We start from the raw sequence: 15,357 nt of genomic DNA, 5'->3' as shown, positions 1-15,357 counted from the left end.
CGGGCCGTGGGGCGAACCGGCGAACTCCGCCGCCCGCCCGTGGCCTTTGCCCATTCCCGACCTCCCCATGGTCCGCCGCCGGGCAGTGCGATAGATTCGGCCACTCCCGGCCCCTCCCACCGGGTCCCTTCCACCCCCGCGAAGACAGGCTTCACAATGAGCGACATCGTCAACGGACTTGGCCGCACCGGCGCCTACGGCGCCCTGGGCCTGGTGCTGCTGATCCTCGGGATCGTCCTGGTGGACGTGCTGACCCCCGGGAAGCTCCCGAAGCAGATCTGGGAGGAGCGCAACCGCAACGCGGCCATCACGCTGAGCTCTGCCCTCCTCGGCGTCGGCGGGATCGTGTTCACCTCGATCTGGACGACGTACGAAGACTTCGGCAAGGGCCTGCTGTCCACGGCGGCTTTCGGCATCCTCGGCCTGGTCCTGATGGCGCTGGCCTTCCTGGTGCTGGACTGGGTGACCCCGGGCAAGCTCGGCGCCATAGTGGTCGACCCGGAGCCGCACCCGGCGGTCTGGGTGACGGCCTGCTGCAACGTGGCGGTGGCCGCCATCGTCGCGGCCTCGATCGCCTGACCCGCCGACCGCAGGCAACAGCGGCCCGCCCGAGGGCCCCTTCGCCGACACGAGAGCGCCGCCCCCTGAAGGGAGCGGCGCTCTCGTCGTCACAGCGGGATCAGGCCAGGCCCAGCGCGAACACCGCGTACCCCGCTGCCAGCAGCCCGGCCGCCGTCCGCCGCGCCGCCGTCGCCCCCGTCCACGGCTCCTCGAACCGCCGTGCATACCGGGCGATCGCCACCAGCAGCACCGCGAACACCGGCAGCCACAGCAGCCGTGCCGCGATCCAGACCGGGCTGTCCGGAGCGGTCGTCAGCCCCGTCACCTCGCCCGCGAACGAGCCGGGAACGGCCGCCGCCAGCATGGCCGTCTGGTGCCAGCACAGGATCGTCATCGCGCACAGGTTGACCACCACCACCGGCGCCCACAGCGCCGGCCGCGCCAGCAGCCGCGCCAGCCGGTCCCGCAGCAGCACTGCCGCCCCCGATTGCGCCGCGGCCAGCGCGAGCACCAGCAGCGACGGCGGGTGCGAGTTGGTCCGCTCCGCCCCCGGTACACCGACCATCGACGCCGGGTAGTGGAACACCGTGAGCAGCACCGCGAACAGCACGCCCCCGCCCCCCAGCAGCAGCCAGGCCCCGCGCCGTCCGATCCGCCGCTCGCCCCACGACACCCCGAGCTGGTAGGCGAACAGCCAGCCCGGCAGGATGTTCAGCACCGCCAGCCAGGACGGCACCTGCCCGGCGAACGGCCCGTACCGCAGGAAGTCCACCACCGCCACCGAGGCGAGCAGCGGGGCCGCCGCCCACCCGCCGAGCCGCCGGGCGGCCCGCACGCAGTACGGGGTCAGTGCGGTCACCACCAGGTACACCCCGACGAACCACAGCGGCTGGATGACCAGCGTCGCCGCGGTCCGCAGCGTGGCCTCGGGAACCCCGGCCGCGTACAGGAGCGGCGCGCCCAGCGCCCACACCGCCGCGACCCCGAGCACCGGCCGCCCCAACCGGGCGAACCGGCCCCGCAGCCAGGCCCCCGCAGACCCTTCGCGCCGGCGGTACGACAGCACCGAGGCGTAGCCGCCGACCAGGAAGAAGATGCCGAGCATCTGCAGCACCCAGCTCGCCGGCGCGAGCACGGGGAGCGCGGAGAGCGGGCTGGCGTTGTGCAGGCCGCCCTCGGAGTCGAGGGTGAAGCCGCCGAGCAGCCAGTGTCCGGTCGGTACGGCCAGCAGGGCGAGGGCCCGCAGCCCGTCGACCGCCCGGTCCCGGTGGGCGGGCGTCCGCCGCTCGATGCGCTCGGTCGTCCGCCGCAGCGCCGCCGCCGCGCTCACCGGGTCCCTCGCTTCGCGATCGCGGCGAACGCCGCCGGCGCCTGCCCGCTGTCCCCGGCAGCCCGTCCGGCGGTCCCCGCGGCCACGGCGACCGCCGGCGCGGCAGTGGCCCGGGTCCTTCCGAAGCGGTGCATTCCCCTTCTCCTCTCCTCGTGACGCCGAGGAAGGTAGGAAGGAGGTGCCCGCCGTTACGTCGGACCGGGGAGCCAAACCGGACTTCATACCCCGGTAGGGGGTGGAGGAGGAGCAGCCCCGACCTCGCGGGAAGGCCGGGGCGGAGGAGGTCAGCCGCCGTCGCCCGGCCGCACCACTCCGGCCTCGTACGCGAAGACGACGGCCTGCGCCCGGTCGCGGAGGTCCAGCTTGGCCAGCACCCTCCCGATGTGCGTCTTCACCGTCTGCTCGGCGACCACCAGGTGCCCGGCGATCTCCTGGTTCGACAGCCCGCGCGCGATCAGCTCCAGCACCTCGCTCTCGCGCGGGGTCAGCCCGTTCAGCCGGAGCGCCGGGTCCCGGCGAGGCGCCGGCCGCCGATGCACGAAGTCCGCGATCAGACGCCGCGTCACCGAGGGGGCCAGCAGCGCCTCGCCCGCCGCCACGACCCGGACGGCCGAGATCAGGTCGGCCGGCGGGGCGTCCTTCAGCAGGAACCCGGACGCGCCGGCGCGCAGCGCCTCGTACACGTAGTCGTCGATGTCGAAGGTGGTCAGCATCAGCACCTTCGGCCGGTGCAGGACCCCGGGCGGCGGGTCGAGTATCTCCCGGGCCGCGCTCAGCCCGTCCAGCTCCGGCATCCGCACGTCCATCAGCACCACGTCGGGGTGGACGGACCGGGCCAGGGCCACCCCCTGCCGCCCGTCGGGGGCCTCGCCCACCACATCGATGTCGGCTTGCGCCGACAGCAGCGCGGCGAACCCCGCACGCACCATGGCCTGGTCGTCGACGACGATCACTCGGATGGTCAACTGGCTTCCTCGTTCGGTCGGTTCAGGGGCAGGCGGGCGGCGACCCGGAAGCCGCCGCCGGGCAGCGGACCGGTGTCCAGCGTCCCGCCCGTCAACCGTACGCGCTCCCGCATCCCCACCAGGCCGTGCCCGGTGCCCGCGGTCTCCAGCACCGGCGCGCCGTCCTGCCCGGGCCCGTTGACGACGAGGACGAGGACCTCCTGCGCGTCGTGCGTCACCGAGACGCGGGCCCGCGCCCCGGGGGCGTGCCGCACCACGTTCGCGAGGGCCTCCTGCACGATCCGGTACGCCGACAGGTCCACGGCCGGCGGCGCCGCCTTGTCCGCCCCGGCGGCCAGCGACAACTCCACCGGCTGTCCCGCCCGTACGGTGGCCTCGACGAGCTGCTGGATGCGGCCGATGCCGGGCTGCGGGGCCCGATCGGCACCGTCCCCGCCGCCCGGTCCGCCGTCGGATCCGGCCGCTCCGCTCGCGCTCGCTCCGGTCGCCCGGTCGCTGCGCAGGACGGTCAGCAGCCGCCGCATCTCGCCCAGTGACTCCCGCGCGCTCGCCGCGATCGCCGCGAACTCCTCGCGCACCGGTTCCGCCATGCCCGGCAGCCGGTACGGCGCGGAGTCCGCCTGCACGGTGATCACCGACATGTGGTGGGCCACCACGTCATGCAACTCCCGGGCGATCCTGGCCCGTTCCTCCAGCAGCGTGCGCCGGGCCCGCTCCGCCTCGCTGATGCTCTCCTGCTCGGCGATCCGCTGCTGGGCGTCGCCGAGGCCGCGCAGGGATCCCGTCACCGCGAGCAGGGCACCGCTCAGGACGAAGAGGAGGACGGCGGTGTCCGTCGCCACGACCGGGTGGAAGAACCCCAGCACCACCCCGGCCGCACCCGTCGCCAACCAGACCCCGATCAGCGTTCGGACGGGCTCGCGGAGCCCCAGACACACCATCACCACCGAGTAGCCGACGATGCCCATCGGGGTCCACGGCCAGGCGGGCCACGCAGGGCTCTCGGACCCGAGCACCACCAGCGCCCCCACCGTGTCCGCGGCCAGCACGATCGCCCAGGCCCGCACCGGCCGGGTCACGGCCAGCAGCAGCGGTACGGTCTGCGCCACGCCCAGCGCCCCCGCCCAGCCGCCGCCGGCCCCGTACGTGTCGGTCAGCACCACGACCGTGACCGGCAGGAGGGATGCCACGCACGCCGCGGTGACGGCGAAGGGCAGCAGCCGCAGCCAGGCCTTCGGGGCTTGCGCGAACAGGGGCTCCCCCGGCCCGGCGGGGGAGCGCAGCAGCCTGCCGAGCCGCGCCGACGACCGCGGGCCCCGCGACGCGGCGGCCGGGGCCGCGGCCGGGGCGGGAACGGGTGCTGTGGCACCGGCCGCGGACAGGGCCGTGTCCGCCCGCGTGGTGACGGCAGGCTCGTGCCTACGGGGGCCCCGGCGGAACCGGGAACGGCGGCGGGGCTCATCACGATCGCTCATGGTCCGCCCAGCGTATGCGCCGCGCGCCGCGCGCTCCGGGCCGGGCCCGGACGCGGGACCGCAGGCCGACCCGACCCGCACCACACCGCCGGACAAAGGGAGTTCGGCCGAATATCGACCCTGTCGCCGCTGCCGATCTTGCAGACTGTGGCCCATGAGTGCACCCGGAACCACCGTCACGCCCCACGCGCCGGCCGCCGCTGCGGCCGGCGTCACCGCCGCCGCCACGCTCGGCCTGTTCGCCGCCTGGGCCCTGCACGACACGGAGGAGATCGCGACGATCGGGCGCTGGTCCCGCGACCGGGTCCCCGTCCTGCGCGCACGCCACCCCCGGGTGCCCGACCGGGTGTGGGACCGCCTCGGGTCGGTGGACGGCCGGGAGTTCGCCACCGCGGTCGCCGTCGCGGCCGTCGTCGTGGGCGCGGCCGCCGCCGACGGTTACCGCACCGGCGGACGGTCCGCCTTCTACCAGGCCTCCCTGAACGCCTTCGGCCTGCACGGCCTGGTCCACGTCGCCCAGGCCGCCGCCACCCGCGGTTACACCCCCGGCGTGGCCACCTCGCCGCTGCTCGTGGTGCCGTTCACCGTCTGGGCCCGCGGCCGGCTCCGGCGCGCCGGGGTGCTGCGGCCGACGAGGCCGCGCGACGCGGCGCTCGGTCTGGCCCTCGCCGCCGCCACGGCGGCGGGCGCGCAAGCCGCCGCCCGGCGGATCCTGCGCCGTACCGGGCCGGCCGTGTGACCGGCGCCGGTGGGCGGTGCGACCCCTGCGGCGCCGCCGCCCCCCGGCGCTCCGCGCGGCCCGGCGGGTGGAGCCGTACGGCGGCCGAGGACGCCGCCAGCACCGGCGAGCCCGCCGCGCACGCGCCGGCGTGCCTCCGCCCGGGCCGAGGACGCCGCCGGCACGGGCGAGCCCGCCGCGCACGCGCCGGCGTGCCTCCGCCCGACCGCCGGGGCATCCTCGCACCGGTCCACGCCGCCCTCGCCGACCTGCGCCGCCGGTTCGCCCTCGCCCCCGCCGAACCCGCTGACCGCCTGGGTGCGGCTGGTCATCCCACCGCTGCCTCCGCAACGGCCTTCTGGTACAACTTCCTGACGTCGGCTCCGAAGTAGGAGCTGTACGAGGTGTCCGCCGTGTCCCCGCCGGTCTTCCAGCCACCGATGACCCCGACCACGTTCCCCGTCTCGGTCTTCTCGTCGTAGTGGGTCAGGAACGGGCCGCCGCTGGTCCCGCCCGGGTAGCCGGTGCAGTCGATCCGCAGGAACGACCCGGGGATGCCCGGATCGGTGCTGGTGAACTTCGTCGTCCGGTTCACGCACAGCCGCGGCCGGGCCGCGGACGCCGGGTAGCCGATCAGCGTCACCTGCGCGTGCGCGTAGCCCGCGTCGGTGGCCAGCCGGTTCCCGCCGACCACCTCCTCCACCGGGAACCCGTCGGCGTCCGGCCCGACCTGGGCGAACGCGAAGTCGAGGGTGGCCGCCCTGTCCGACCCGAGGCTCTTGTAGCGCGGGTCGATCCACACCCTCGACCGTCCCTGCGCGTCCCGAAGCACCGGGAACATGCCGTACGGCTGCGGGTTCTCCGCCGTGTACAGCGGGACGAACGCCACCTGTCGGGCATCGGTGCCGAGCAGGCAGTGCGCCGCGCTGAGGACCAGGTTGCGGCCGGGGGAGGAGACCACGCTGGCGGTGCAGAAGTACGCGCCGCCGCCCTTCATGACGAACATCCGGCCGACGACCGGGATCCCGTCGAAGTCCTTGCCGGTTCCCGGGTCGGCGGCCGCGGCCGGCGCGCCGGGGCCGCTCGTGTTGACGGGGGCGGCGGACGCCATCCGGTCGGCCGTCCAGAACGCCTCCGCCTCCCGGGCGGACCACCGGCCGGTCGTCGCAGGCGGGCCGCTGCCCGCCTCGGCGACGGGCAGCGGCCCGCTCGGCAGCAGCAGGGCGGCCGCCAACGCCGCCACCGTCAACAGTCGTCGCATGTCGGGCTCCTCGGGCTCCGCTAGACGGCCTGGGGGAAACGGAACAGCCGCCCCGGGTCGTGGGCGCGCCGCACCTCTTCGAGGCGGGCGAGGTTCGGCCCGTAGTAGGCCGTGCGCCAGTCGGGCAGCTTCGGATCGGTGTAGTTCTGGTACGCGCGCCCGGTCGCCCAGGGACGCAGGTCCTGCCAGAGGGCGTCGAGCCAGGCCAGGTGCCGGGCCGTCTCGGCGGGCGTGGCGGTGTCCGGCCAGTAGGCCAGGTACTGGGTCAGGAAGGCGCTGTCGCGGTGCACGAACGCGGTGTCGGCGGGCGCCGGCCGGTTCACGGCGCCGCCGCAGTCCCCGGTGAACTGCACGACGCCCATCCCGCCGGCGGGCACGTCCTGCGCGTACCGGCGCATCCGGGCGAGGACCGCGGCCACCCCGGCGTCCGGGAGCCCCGCGGCCGGCCAGAAGTCCGAGCGGGCGCCGTACGAGTCCCGGCCGATCCGGCCTTCCGTGCCGCGGCCGGGCAGCGTGCCGGGCAGCCGGCACTGGGCGGCGGTCCGCTCCGTACAGCCGGACATGGCCCGCAGGGTCTCCTCGTGGCCGCGGACGACGGTCCAGGAGTCGCGGGGCGGGCGGCCGACCAGGTCGGCCAGCCGGGTCAGCTGCCGGTCGAGCTCGGCGCGCCCGTCCAGGCAGAGCACGCGGACGGCGGGCGGGGGCGGCGGACCGGGCGGAAGGAGGAACTCCACCTGGCTCCAGAACGGTTCGGGCAGGGCGGCCGTCCAGCGCTGCCAGCCGCGGATCACGGCTGCGGAGTCGGCGTCGGTGCCGGACCAGTGGAGTTCGGCGTAGGCGCAGTCCGCGGCCGGGTGGGTGTCGAAGCGGAGTTCGGTGACCACGGCGAAGTTGCCGCCCCCGCCCCCGCGCAGCGCCCAGAACAGGTCCGGGTCCCGGACGGCGTCGACCTCCCGGACGACCCCGTCCGGGGTGACCGCGGTCGCGCCGGTGAGCCGGTCGCAGGTGGCCCCGTACGCCCGGGAGGCGAGGCCCAGCCCACCGCCCAGGGTGAGACCGGCGTCCCCACCGTGGGGCACAGGCCGGTCGGGATGCCGCGGCCGTGTGCGGCGAGGGTCCGGTTGACGTCGCCGAGGCGGGCACCCGCGCCGATCCGCACCCCGGTCCCCGACAGGGCCACCGCGTCCATGGCGCTGACGTCGACGACGAGCCCGCCCGCGCGGGTGGACCAGCCGGCGTAGCTGTGGCCGCCGGAGCGCGGGACGACGGGCACCGCCGAACGGCGGGCGAAGTCCAGGCAGACGGCCACGTCCCCGGCGTGCGCCGGATAGGCCACGGCGGCCGGGGCGACGGTGTCGTAGCGCGGCTGGAACAGCTGCCGGGCCTCCGCGTAGGCGGGGTCGCCCGGCAGGACGACCCGCCCGTCGACGCCGCGGGCGAGCGCCCCGTAGTCGGGGCCCCGGGCGGGCCCGCCGGCGCCGGCGCCCGGACGGGCGGCCGACACGCTGCCCGGACCGGCGCCCGCCCCGGCGCCCGCCCCGGCGGCGGGCCCCGCGCCCGACCCGGCCGCCGAGCCGAAGGCCGCGAGGACGGCCAGGGGTGCGCCGGCCAGGAGCCGGCGTCGGTGGAGGCTCATGCCTCCTTCCTCCCACCGCCCGCGCCGATCGACGTGCAGGCGGGCCCGCCGCCGCCCCGCTGCCCCCCGAACGGCCGACGGCCGTCCGGCGGGCCGTCAGTGCCCCGGAGCCGCCCCCTGCCGGACCGCTCCGGGTTCCGCCTCCGGGGCATGCCGTTCCCCGTCGTCGGCCCGGCGGGCCAGCAGGAAGCCCTGCGGGCCCCTCTCGCGGGGGCCGGGCCGCCGCACCAGACGGGCCACCTCGGCCATCCCGGCGTCGGCGAGCAGGCCGGCGATCACGTCCGGCGGCGTCCAGTACACGTCCAGGTCCACCCGGTGCCCGTACGCCTCCTCCACGCGGAACCGCCGGTCGCCCGCCTTGAACGCGACGAGCAGATGGCCGCCCGGCGCGAGCACCCGCGCGAACTCCGCGAACAGCGGCGCCAGTCCGGCCGGCGGGGTGTGCACGGTGGAGTACCAGGCCAGGACCCCGTCGAGCACGCCGTCCGCGACATCCAGCGCGCCCATCGAGCCGACCTCGAACCGCAGGCCCGGATAGGTGCGACGGGCCACCGCCACCATCGCCGGCGACAGGTCCACCCCGAAGGCCCGCAGGCCGAGCGCGTCCAGGTGGGCCGTTATCCGGCCCGGACCGCAGCCCAGGTCCGCGACCACCCGGCCGGCCGGCCCGCCGCCCCCCTCGCCCCGCACGCACTCGGCGAAGGCCGCCAACATGGCCCGGTCGAGCGGTCTGCCCTCCAGATCCGACCCGAACAGCCGGGCGTAGTCGACGGCGACGGCGTCGTAGGACGCCCGTACGGAGCTCAGGTACGAGGTCTCGCTCATGTCCCCGGAGAGTAGCCCGCGCGCCCGCCCGGCTCACCCCCGATCAGCGGGTTGTCCAGGCCGGTCCACCGGTCACCCGGGATCCCCGGGCTCAGCCGCATCAGGGTCAGCGCCTTGACCGGCAGCGGAGCGCCCAGCAGCGCGCCCGTGTCGGCGGTGGGCTCCAGCCCGTCCGCCGACCGCCCGAGGACCTCCGCGAAGGCCGCCGCCGAGCCCGCCGTGGACCCCAGGGCCCCGGCCAGGAGGGAGCCGAACAGCTTGCGCCGCAGCACCGTCACGTCGTCGGTGACCAGCCGCCCGGACACCGGCGGTACCGGCAGGCCGTGCCGGGCGAGGCGGGCCGGGCTGATCCGGATGTCGGCCAGATCCCGGTAGACGAGCCGCAGCGGGGTGCCGTCGGCGGAGAGGACCACGAGGAGGTTCTGTCCGTGGGCCTCCAACGCCACCCCGAGGTCCAGCACCCGCAGGCACACGGAGAGCGCGAGCCGGGCGAACGCGGCCTGCCAGTCCGCCGAACGGGCGAACGGCGCGCCGGCCAGCGCCGCCACCGGCACGACCCGCTCGCCCGCCGCCGCGTCCGCGTACGCCTCCGGCGGTTCGCGCAGCACCGCGGCCAGGTCCGGGCTGTGCGCCGTCGCGGCCCCCAGGGTGCGGGTGATGTGCAGCCGCCCGTCCAGCCGCCCTGCCAGTGCCTGCGCGAAGGCGGACACCACCGACGCCGTCTCGATCGAATAGCCCGAGATGTCCCGTACGGAGGAGGTCAGCCGGGTGCTCAGAGCCGTCTTGACGTGCGCGCCGCCCGCCGCCGGGGCGAGGGTGCGCAGCGCCATCAGCGGATGGGCCGCCCCGGCCGGACGCAGCGCCTCCGGCCCCCGGCCCGTCTTTTTCAGGACGTGCTGCGCCTGCCAGGGATGCACGGGCAGCAGGATCCGGCCCCCTTCCCGCAGCTCCGCCGGCCAGGCGCCCGTGACCAGGCACTCCTCGACCCGTACGGGCACCAGCCCGAGCCGGACGACCGGCCGGTGCTCGGGGGCGTACGCCAGCTGCTCGGCCACCGAGAACCCGGGGCGGGAGCGGCAGTTCGGGTGGTACGGGTGCCCGTCGACCACCCGCTGCTCCCATTCCCAGGCGGACTCCGGCTCGGGCTCCCCGGCGGGGGGCTGCCCCGCCCGCGACAGGGCGAGGGAGGCGGTGCTGCCGTCGAGCTCGGCGGCGAACGCGTCCCCGTGCGGCACCCGCAGGGCCGCCATCAGCCGCCCGGCCTGCCGGTACGGGGTGCCGTCGAGGAGCAGCTCGGCCACGTGCCCGCCGGTGGCGTAGGGGTCCGGCGGCGGTCCCTCCAGCCGCCTGCCGTCGGACAGCAGCAGGGCCAGGCCGCCGGAGCCCCGCTCGCGGCGCACCACCCACGGCAGAGGTTCGTACGCCAGCGCCCGCCACAGCCGGGTCAGCACCGCGGCCCGGGCGCCGCCGAGGGCGGACTCGTACGGGGCACCGAGTGCGGGGCGTACGTCGGCCAGTTCGGCGGATACGGCCTCTTCGGCCGGGGAGTGGGGGAGGTTCATGCTGGGGTGCAGGGCCCTGTTCCTCTCGCTCTCACGGATGGTTGCGGTGATCACGTCATCATCGCGGATACTGATGATCACGGCCGGTCGTCCGCCCAGCGGGCCTCCGGCGCATGGGATGGACCGAATGGAATCCGTGGACCTCAACGCCGTCGCCGACGCACGCGCCGCCGCCCCCCTGCTCAACTGCCTGCTGCGGGAGGCGGCCGACCCGGAGGGCGGAGGCGTGCACCGGTTGCGCGGCAGCGGCCGCCTGCTGCGGGTGCGGCCCGGCCGCCGGCCCGCCGACCCCGAACTGGGGACGGGCGGAGGCTGGTACCCGCTCACCCACACCGAGCTGGTGAAACTCGTCGCCGACGAACTGCTCCGCTACACGGGCACACCGAACGACGAACTCCCGGTCGAGATGGCCGACAGCCGCGAGGCCATCGCCGCCCTGCTCGCCGCCCGGTCCGCCGCCGAACCGCCCGAGGACCCGTACGTCCTGTCCGAGCAGGCCCTCGTGATGGGTCACCCGCACCACCCCGCTCCCAAGGCCCGGGGCGGTGCGCCCGCCGCCAGCTGGCTGCCGTACGCGCCGGAGGCCCACGCCCGCTTCCCGCTGGTCTTCCTCGGGCTGCGCGAGGACCAGGTGGTGGAGGAGGGCGGGCCGGCCGCGGCCGACGCCATCGACGCCCTGGCCGCACTGCAGGACGGCCCGCGCCCGCCCGCCGGCTACCGCCTCCTGCCCGCCCACCCGTGGCAGCTGGAGCTGCTCGACGGCTCCCCCGCGGTCCGCGCGGCCTTCGCCGACGGGCGGCTGCTGAACCTCGGCCGGGGGCGGCGGGCCGCCTGGCCCACCGCCTCGGTCCGGACCCTGTACGTGCCCGGGGGCGGGGCCGGGGCCGGGGGCGGTGCGGCCGACGACCTCTTCGCGAAGTTCAGCCTCGACGTCCGGATCACCAACGACGTGCGCCGGCTGTGGCGGCACGACCTGCTGAAACTCCGCCGGACGGACGCGGCCGTCGAGGCGGGCTTCGCCGCCCTGCGGCAGCACACCGGGTCGAACGCGGCCTGGCTCGCCGACCGCGGCTACCGCACCGCCGCCTTCGCCTTCGAGGAGCTCGCGGTGCTGGTCCGTGACGGGCTGCGGGCGCACACGGTGCCCGGCGCCGTGCCCGTGCTCGCCGCCGCCCTCGCCGAGGGGTACGCCGACAGCCCGCTCGCCCGGACCGGTGATGCGGCCGGCTGGTGGCGGGCGTACCTGCGCCGGGTCGTGCCGCCCGTGCTGGAGCTGTTCGCCCGGCACGGGGCCGTGCTCGAGGCCCACCTCCAGAACACCCTGGTCGCGTTCGACGGGCAGGGCATGCCGGTGCAGGCCCTCTTCCGTGACGCGGAGGGCGTGAAGCTGCTGCCGGAACCGGACCGGGAGGCCGCCTGGCAGCGCCTGGTCTACTGCCTGGTCGTCAACCATCTGGCGGAGGTGGGCGGGGCCCTCGCCGAGGCGCACCCCGCAGCGGCCGGCCTGGTGTGGCCCGCGGTGCGCGAGGAGTTCCGGCGCTACGACGCCGAGCGTGGCCTGCCGGAGGTCGCGGAACTGCTCGCGGCCCCAGCCCTTCCGGCCAAGACGAACCTGCTGTTGCGCTGGACGCGGGCGGACGGCGCGGACGCGCGCTACATCCCGCTGCCGAACCCGTTGCGCTAGGGGGCCGGGGCGGGCGCGGGGGGATCCGCCAAGGGACAGACTTCGACCGATGCCGCGCCGGGTGGGCAGTTGGCGCGCTCCTCGACCCTTCCGTCAGAGCAGGTGCCGTCCCCTTCCCTTCGCGGGGCGGCGGCCCGGCCGCCGTCCCCAAGGACCAGCGGATCGCAGACGGTCCGGGCCGCGCTGCGGCAGCTGCGCGAGGACGGCGTCGCCGTGACGGAACGCCGCGGCCCAGGCCGGCCCTGCCCGCGCCGTCCGCGGCCCGCGGCCGAACGGGGCCGTGCCGAGCACGGGGCGTACGAGCCGTGGTCGCCCAGAGCCGGCTCGCCCGGTGACGGGCCGCCCGCGCTCGCCCCGCTCCTCGGCATGCGGGGCTGCGAGCGAACCCTGGTGCACCACCGTCGCGAGCGGCGCGGCGGGGGCAGACGCTGCAGCACGCCGTGACCGCCTCTGCCCGCCGTGCCGTGGCGCAGATCCCCGAACCGGCGGCCCACCGCGACCGGGCCGCCGAGCAGGGCCGCGGCGCCGAGACCGGCATCATGACCCGCAGCAGCCACCCGGGGCCGCCCCGGCCTGCGGTCCGACCGTCTGCCGCACGCTGCACGACGACTCCGGCCGGCTGCTCGCCGTCACGGACCTCCCCTTCCCCACCCTGGACCGGCCGACCCTCCACCGGGACGGCGCGTCCGGCGGATTGTGCGTCAGCCGAGGGGGGAGCGCGGCCGCGTCCGCCCGCTGCCGACGTCTTTGGACCGCGGATCGGCCCCGGGCTCGGCGGCCGGTCCGGCCCCGAGGCCTCCGGTGCGGTGGCCGGGTGCGGCCGGGGCCGGGGTACCCGGCCACCACAGGGACCTGCCCAGGAGCGCGGCCAGGGCCGGTACCAGCAGGAGCGACAGCACGAAAGCGGAGAGCAGGATCCCGAGGGCCGTCGCGAACCCGGTCTGCCGGGTCGACGGGGCGGGGTTCACGGCAAGGCTCCCGAAGGAAACGGCCAGCACCAGGCCGGCCGTCGCGATGGCCGGTGCGGTGTGAAGGACGGCGCGTGCCACCGCCGCCCGGGCCGGACCGGGCCGTTCCATCTCCTCCCGGATCCGGTCCGCCACCAGGATGTTGTAGTCGGTGCCCAGCGCGACCACGAACAGGAACAGGACGAGCGGAAGGGTGAAGTCCACACCCGGCCGGCCCAGTGCGTGCTGGAAGACGAAGGCGGCGGCGCCGAGGGTTGCCGCGAAGCCCAGCCCGACCGCGGCCATCAGGGCCAGCGGCGCGAGCACGCTCCGCAGCAGCAGGAGCAGGATCAGCGCGATGAGAGCCGCCGCCACCGGGAAGACCACCCGCAGGTCCTCCTCCACCGCGGCGGAGATGTCGGCGAACACCGCGGCCGTGCCCCCGACATGCGCCTCGGTACCCGCGGGCCGGTGCGCGGCCACCGCGTCCCGGACCGGCCCGGACACGAGGTCGCGGGCCTCCGGGTGCTGCGGATCGATCGCCAGGAACAGGTCGATCCGCGCCGCCCGGCCGTCCCCGCTCGACACGGGCGCGGCCACGTGGCCCACCCCGCGCACCCCGGCCAGCGCGCGGGTGAGCCCGTCCAGCCGCTCGACTGCCACCGGGCCCCCGTCGTCGGCGGTGACGAACACGGTCGCCGGGTCTGCCGTCCCGGCGGGCAGGGCCCGGGCGATCTCGGCCGCCGTACGCGCGGACGCGGTGTGCCCGCCGCCCGGCCCGCCCTGGCCGTAGTCCATCCGCATCCCGGCGAGCCCCGCGGCGAGCGCGCCGAGCAGGGCCGCGGAGGCGAAGAACAGGAGCAGCGGGCGCCGGGCCGCGAGAGCGCCGAGCCGTGCGGCCGCCCCGGCCCGGCGCTGCCGCTCCAGGGTGCGCGAGGGCCAGAACATCCGGTGGCCGCACACGGCCAGGAGCGCCGGCAGCAGCGTCAGACTGCCCAGCAGCATCACCAGCACGGAGACCGCGACGGCCGGGCCCAGCACCCGGAACTGGCCGAAGGAGGCCACCCCGAGCGTCGCGAACGCCGCCACGATGGTCAGTGCCGCCGAGGTGATCGCCGTACCGACCCGGCCCGCGACCGCGGCGGCCGCCGCCCGGCCGGACTGCCCCGGGTGGCCGCGCAGGTGCTCGCGGAAGCGGAACAGCAGGAACAGGAAGTAGTCGATGCCGATGCCCACGAGCACCACGTTGATCAACGCAGGTGTCGACGGGGAGAGTTCGACGCCCGTCAGCAGCGCGGCGACGACGACCGCACCCGCGGCCGCGCCGCCCACGACCGAGACCGCGAGGAGCGGCAGCAGCGCGGCGAGGGCGCTGCGGAAGACCAGCACGTGCAGCAGCACGATCACCCCGACCACGACCAGCCCGGCCACCAGCGAACGGGTCTCCTCCGCGTCGCCCGCGTCGACGCTGTCCGCCAGGGGGCCGGTGAAGCCGGTCCGCATCCCCGCCTCCCGGAAGGCGGCCCGCGCATGGTCGCGGAAGGCCCGGTAGGTGTCCTGCAGCCCGGGGTCGGTCGGATTGCCCTTCAACTCGGCCGACAGCAGCCGGAAGGACCGGTCGGGGGCCGTCGTCGCGGAGCCGAGCCGGGGGATCTGGGAGTGGTCCCGGGCGAAGAGGGGCGGGGTGTCCCGGGACACGGGCATCTCGACCCGCCGCCGGGAGAGCCTCGCGGCCTCGGCGTCGATGCGCCGTTCGTCGTCGGCCGTGAGCGGTTCGCCGTCGGTACGCGCGACCAGCACCGTCAGCGGGTTCGTGTCCGGGGTGACGCCGAAGTGGCGTTCGGCGGCCTTCAGTGCGGCGGCCGAGTCGTACTGCGCGGGCAGGAACGCGGCGTTGCTCGGCTGGGTGGCGCGGAAGACGAGGATCTGGCCGAGGAAGGACAGGGCGATGCCGAGCACCGCCCAGAGGGCGATGACCTTCCAGGGACTCCGGGTCGCGAAGCCGGTCAAGGCGCGGATCAAGGGGGGACTCCTTGCGTGCGGTGGCGGATGGTCCGGCCGGGGCTGCCGCCCCGGCGCCCCTTCAGCCCATCACCCGGCAGGGCCCGGCACCTCGGGGCGAAGGAGGATCCGCCACCGGGATCCGGGTCCGGTGCGCACCTCTGCGACCAGGACTGCGGTCCTGGTCGGGACCCCTCCTCAGGGCCCGGGGCGAGGCGCGGGAGCGCTGCGAGAATGGACCGGTACGCGGCCCGGGCGAGGCATCCGGCGGGGCCGGTGACGAAGGAGGGGACCGCACGGGCATGCCGACGCGACACGACAGCACACACGACTCCCCGGGGGCGTCGTGGACCGACCAACCGGGCAGTCCCGCCACAGCCCCCGCCTTCGCC

11 protein-coding genes and 1 pseudogene are annotated in these 15,357 nt (G+C 76.4%); 3 read left to right on the top strand and 9 right to left on the bottom strand.

The genetic code is table 11. The annotated features are described in order from the left end of the window. Window positions 1-156: 156 nt before the first annotated feature. On the top strand, window positions 157-579 hold the full coding sequence (locus HYE82_RS00645; RefSeq protein WP_179171890.1) for a DUF350 domain-containing protein: 423 nt from the start codon (window positions 157-159) through the stop codon (window positions 577-579). Between the two features lie 100 nt (window positions 580-679). On the opposite strand, the gene HYE82_RS00640 is transcribed toward HYE82_RS00645, so the two are convergent. The 3 genes from HYE82_RS00640 to HYE82_RS00630 all read right to left on the bottom strand — a co-directional run bounded on the left by HYE82_RS00640 (window position 680) and on the right by HYE82_RS00630 (window position 4,331). Next, window positions 680-1,891, bottom strand: coding sequence for an acyltransferase (locus tag HYE82_RS00640; RefSeq protein WP_309144152.1), 1,212 nt, complete (start codon window positions 1,889-1,891; stop codon window positions 680-682). 284 nt (window positions 1,892-2,175) lie between these two features. Then, entirely contained in the window at window positions 2,176-2,856 is a 681-nt protein-coding gene (locus HYE82_RS00635) for a response regulator transcription factor (RefSeq protein WP_179171889.1), read from the bottom strand. Next, window positions 2,853-4,331: a sensor histidine kinase gene (locus HYE82_RS00630; RefSeq protein ID WP_179171888.1), complete on the bottom strand. Its 1,479-nt coding sequence runs from the start codon at window positions 4,329-4,331 to the stop codon at window positions 2,853-2,855. Before HYE82_RS00630 ends, HYE82_RS00635 begins: the two co-directional genes overlap by 4 nt. A gap of 154 nt (window positions 4,332-4,485) precedes the next feature. Between HYE82_RS00630 and HYE82_RS00625 the strand changes: the two genes are divergently transcribed. Further along, window positions 4,486-5,070, top strand: a complete 585-nt coding sequence (locus HYE82_RS00625) for an HXXEE domain-containing protein (RefSeq protein ID WP_179171887.1) — start codon at window positions 4,486-4,488, stop codon at window positions 5,068-5,070. 307 nt (window positions 5,071-5,377) lie between these two features. On the opposite strand, the gene HYE82_RS00620 is transcribed toward HYE82_RS00625, so the two are convergent. The 5 genes and pseudogenes from HYE82_RS00620 to HYE82_RS00605 all read right to left on the bottom strand — a co-directional run bounded on the left by HYE82_RS00620 (window position 5,378) and on the right by HYE82_RS00605 (window position 10,333). Continuing rightward, the gene (locus HYE82_RS00620) at window positions 5,378-6,310 is read right to left on the bottom strand and encodes a serine protease (protein WP_179171886.1); all 933 of its coding nucleotides are present in this window, start codon (window positions 6,308-6,310) and stop codon (window positions 5,378-5,380) included. A 20-nt stretch (window positions 6,311-6,330) separates the two neighbouring features. After that, a complete protein-coding gene (locus tag HYE82_RS39185; RefSeq protein WP_309144151.1) occupies window positions 6,331-7,389 on the bottom strand; it encodes a BBE domain-containing protein in 1,059 nt (352 codons plus the stop codon). A 41-nt stretch (window positions 7,390-7,430) separates the two neighbouring features. Then, window positions 7,431-7,946: pseudogene (locus tag HYE82_RS39180) on the bottom strand (FAD-binding protein); the annotation flags it as partial. Window positions 7,947-8,042: 96 nt separating this feature from the next. After that, window positions 8,043-8,771 (bottom strand): class I SAM-dependent methyltransferase, encoded by a 729-nt coding sequence (locus HYE82_RS00610; RefSeq protein WP_179171885.1) that lies wholly within the window; start codon window positions 8,769-8,771, stop codon window positions 8,043-8,045. Beyond that, a complete protein-coding gene (locus tag HYE82_RS00605; RefSeq protein ID WP_179171937.1) occupies window positions 8,768-10,333 on the bottom strand; it encodes an IucA/IucC family protein in 1,566 nt (521 codons plus the stop codon). The genes HYE82_RS00610 and HYE82_RS00605 overlap by 4 nt, the downstream gene beginning before the upstream one ends. 127 nt (window positions 10,334-10,460) lie before the next feature. Here HYE82_RS00605 and HYE82_RS00600 point away from each other — a divergent pair, with 127 nt between their 5' ends. Beyond that, window positions 10,461-12,017 carry an IucA/IucC family protein gene (locus HYE82_RS00600; protein WP_179171884.1) on the top strand — a complete coding sequence of 519 codons (1,557 nt, stop codon included), beginning with the start codon at window positions 10,461-10,463 and terminating at the stop codon, window positions 12,015-12,017. A 701-nt stretch (window positions 12,018-12,718) separates the two neighbouring features. On the opposite strand, the gene HYE82_RS00595 is transcribed toward HYE82_RS00600, so the two are convergent. Beyond that, entirely contained in the window at window positions 12,719-14,986 is a 2,268-nt protein-coding gene (locus HYE82_RS00595; protein ID WP_179171883.1) for an MMPL family transporter, read from the bottom strand. Between the last annotated feature and the right edge of the window lie 371 nt (window positions 14,987-15,357).

The organism is Streptomyces sp. BR123, assembly GCF_013401435.1.
In the GTDB taxonomy this organism is placed as follows: Bacteria; Actinomycetota; Actinomycetes; order Streptomycetales; family Streptomycetaceae; genus Streptomyces.
The sequence above is the reverse complement of the archived record's forward strand: the minus strand, read 5'-3'. Positions and strand labels throughout refer to the sequence as shown.

Coding starts and splice junctions, on each gene's coding strand:
- HYE82_RS00630 (WP_179171888.1), bottom strand. CDS start 4,331: ATGAGCGATCGTGATGAGCCCCGCCGCCGTTCCCGGTTCCGCCGGGGC.
- HYE82_RS00605 (WP_179171937.1), bottom strand. CDS start 10,333: ATGAACCTCCCCCACTCCCCGGCCGAAGAGGCCGTATCCGCCGAACTG.
- HYE82_RS00645 (WP_179171890.1), top strand. CDS start 157: ATGAGCGACATCGTCAACGGACTTGGCCGCACCGGCGCCTACGGCGCC.
- HYE82_RS00620 (WP_179171886.1), bottom strand. CDS start 6,310: ATGCGACGACTGTTGACGGTGGCGGCGTTGGCGGCCGCCCTGCTGCTG.
- HYE82_RS00600 (WP_179171884.1), top strand. CDS start 10,461: ATGGAATCCGTGGACCTCAACGCCGTCGCCGACGCACGCGCCGCCGCC.
- HYE82_RS00625 (WP_179171887.1), top strand. CDS start 4,486: ATGAGTGCACCCGGAACCACCGTCACGCCCCACGCGCCGGCCGCCGCT.
- HYE82_RS00610 (WP_179171885.1), bottom strand. CDS start 8,771: ATGAGCGAGACCTCGTACCTGAGCTCCGTACGGGCGTCCTACGACGCC.